Genomic DNA, 2,590 nt, shown 5'->3' with positions numbered 1-2,590 from the left:
AGCCCACAAAGTAAGGGGCAAGATAAATAAAAAAATGCAAAATGCAAAATGCAAAATGCAAAATTGTGGTAAAGATTTTATGAAAATGCGGAATGGGGAGTGCGGAGTGCGGAATGAAAAAGTTTTGAGCCAAAAGCCAGAAGCCTTGAGCCTTTTTTTGTTTTTCCAAGAAACAGCCAGGATAAAGAAAATGCTTGCCGGTAAAAGAAATGATGTCTGCATATGGTGGGTAAAGGATAAACCCAAGACAAAAGAAAACAAATAAAGAAGTCGGGAGTCGGGAGTCGGGAGTCGGGAGTCTTGCCATTTAAGGAGGATAAAGATAATTAAGGTGGCAAAGAGGGCATTTAGGGTATATTTCTCGGCAAGGACAGCCTGTTCCCAAAATGTAGAGGAAAAGGCAAGGGTCAGAGAGGCAACAATACCTGGAATTATTCTGGTGCTAGTAGGCTGCTCTGGTGCTCTGGTGCTCAGTTTTAAGGTGATAAAATATGTCATCATTACACAAAGGGAGGCAAATAATGCAGATAAAATATTCATCCTGAAGGCAATGTTTCCAAAGGGAATAATGGTGATAAAAAGCTTTCCAAAGATGGTAAATAGGGGGTATCCTGTAGGGTGTGGTATCCCAAGAAGGTATGCCGCTGATACCATATCACCTGCATCGTGGAATGGAATGGTTGGATAAGAGGTAAGAAGATAGACAAGGAATACACCAAAGAAAACAAAAAGCCCAATCATCCCTAAATTTTAAATTGCAAATTGTAAATTTACAATGTATAATTTTTAAATAATGCAAAAAAAGGTTGCCTGGAAAATAATTCTTATCCTCTTTATTTTTGGAGGGACAATAGCCTATCTTTACATTAAAAAGCTAAAGCTTGGTCTTGACCTTATTGGTGGGATGAACCTTGTTCTTATGCCTGATACATCAGGTCTTTCTTCTAAACAGGCAGAAGATACAGCAGAGAGGGCACTTGAGGTAATAAGAAATAGGGTTGATGAATTTCATGTGGCAGAGCCTATTGTCCAACTTGAAGGAGAGGGAGAAAACAAAAGAATTGTTGTCCAACTCCCTGGGCTTGATGACCCTGAAAGGGCAAGGAAAATTATTGGTCAAACCGCATTGCTTGAGTTTAAGCTGGTTGATGAGCAAAATTTAAATACAGCCCTGGAAAAGGGTCCAAAGACAGGATGGGAAATCCTCAAAGATGAGGATGGAAATAATTATCTTGTAAAGGAAAAGGCTGATATGACAGGTGAGCATCTAAATGATGCCTGGGTTTCCAGGACAGACCAGATGGGCTTGGGATCAAATATTGGGGTCTCATTTTCATTGGACCCAATTGGAGCAAGAAGCTTTGCAAAGATAACCGGTGAAAACATTGAAAAAAGGCTTGCTATTATTCTGGATGGAAAGGTAAAGTCAGCACCGGTTATAAGATCAAGAATTCCAGATGGAAAAGGACAAATTACGGGAAATTTTACAATGGACGAGGCAAGGGATTTGGCTATTGTTTTAAGAGCAGGAACCCTACCTACACCGGTTAATATCGTTGAGAATAGGACAGTGGGAGCAAGTTTAGGACATGATGCGGTAAAAAAGGGATTAATGGCGGGTTTTTTTGGGGCACTTTGCGTTATTTTGTTTATGGTTTTATATTACAAATTCTCAGGCTTAGTTGCTGTTCTTGGCATTTCCTACACAATTGCGGTTATCCTTGGTGTTTTAGCGGGATTTTCCGCAACCCTTACTCTTCCTGGAATTGCTGGTCTTGTTTTAACCATTGGTATGGCGGTTGATGCAAATGTCCTTATCTTTGAAAGGATAAAGGAGGAGTTGAAAGGGGGAAGGTCTGTAAGAAATGCCATTGAGGCTGGCCATAAAAGGGCATTTTTAACTATTCTTGATTCAAACCTCACCACCCTGATCACTGCATTTATCCTCTTTTATTTTGGAACAGGCCCCATTAAAGGCTTTGCTGTTACTTTAAGCATTGGAATTATTGCATCAATGTTTTCTGCTTTATTCCTTTGCAAGGTGGTCTTTGACATTGTCTTTTACAGAAAAGAGAAGATATCAATATAAAATTTCGTACGTGTTTAGCTTCTCTCTTAACCAAATTACCATACCCGTTATTTAGCTGTCCTATATACCTAGGCACAAAGGGGCAAAGGCACAAAGAAAGCAAGTAATAAATAAACTCTCTCGCCTTAAGTGCCTTTGTGCCTTAAGTGCCTATTTCCCAATTTTATTCTCACCGAGCTAAACACATACAAAATTTCTGATTTTTTATTCCTCTATTATTTCATTCTTCTTTTGGGGAAGAAAAGCCATAATCAGGCTCTTTATTTCAGCGTAGTCTTTTTTGAGGTTTTCTATCCTATCTTTAATCTCCCTTATATGCACAAAATCAGAATTTTCTATTTCTTTTAAGCTTTCAAATATCTCCCTCTGTTTTTCCTCTATTGTCTCATAATCCTTTACTTCAAAATCAGAATAGCCATAGTTTGTGAACCTTATTTCATCAAGGCACATATCAATTGCCTTAATAAGGGAAAGGACATCATTCGCTTCCTTGAGATTACC

At 38.7% G+C, this 2,590-nt stretch carries 3 protein-coding genes; 1 reads left to right on the top strand and 2 read right to left on the bottom strand.

What is annotated here, in order from left to right; genetic code table 11:
* Positions 1-654 (bottom strand): DUF2723 domain-containing protein (locus AB1397_01725; protein MEW6481713.1); only part of this gene is annotated, 654 nt, incomplete at its 3' end.
* A gap of 139 nt (positions 655-793) precedes the next feature.
* Between AB1397_01725 and secD the strand changes: the two genes are divergently transcribed.
* Positions 794-2,089, top strand: coding sequence for a protein translocase subunit SecD (secD, locus tag AB1397_01720; GenBank protein ID MEW6481712.1), 1,296 nt, complete (start codon positions 794-796; stop codon positions 2,087-2,089).
* 204 nt (positions 2,090-2,293) lie between these two features.
* Here secD and AB1397_01715 read toward each other — a convergent pair.
* A partial coding sequence (locus tag AB1397_01715; protein MEW6481711.1) for a hypothetical protein occupies positions 2,294-2,590 on the bottom strand: 297 nt, incomplete at its 5' end.

The organism is bacterium (assembly GCA_040756715.1).
GTDB lineage: Bacteria > UBA9089 > UBA9088 > UBA9088 > UBA9088 > JBFLYE01.
The sequence above is the reverse complement of the archived record's forward strand: the minus strand, read 5'-3'. Positions and strand labels throughout refer to the sequence as shown.

Coding starts and splice junctions, on each gene's coding strand:
- secD (MEW6481712.1), top strand. CDS start 794: ATGCAAAAAAAGGTTGCCTGGAAAATAATTCTTATCCTCTTTATTTTT.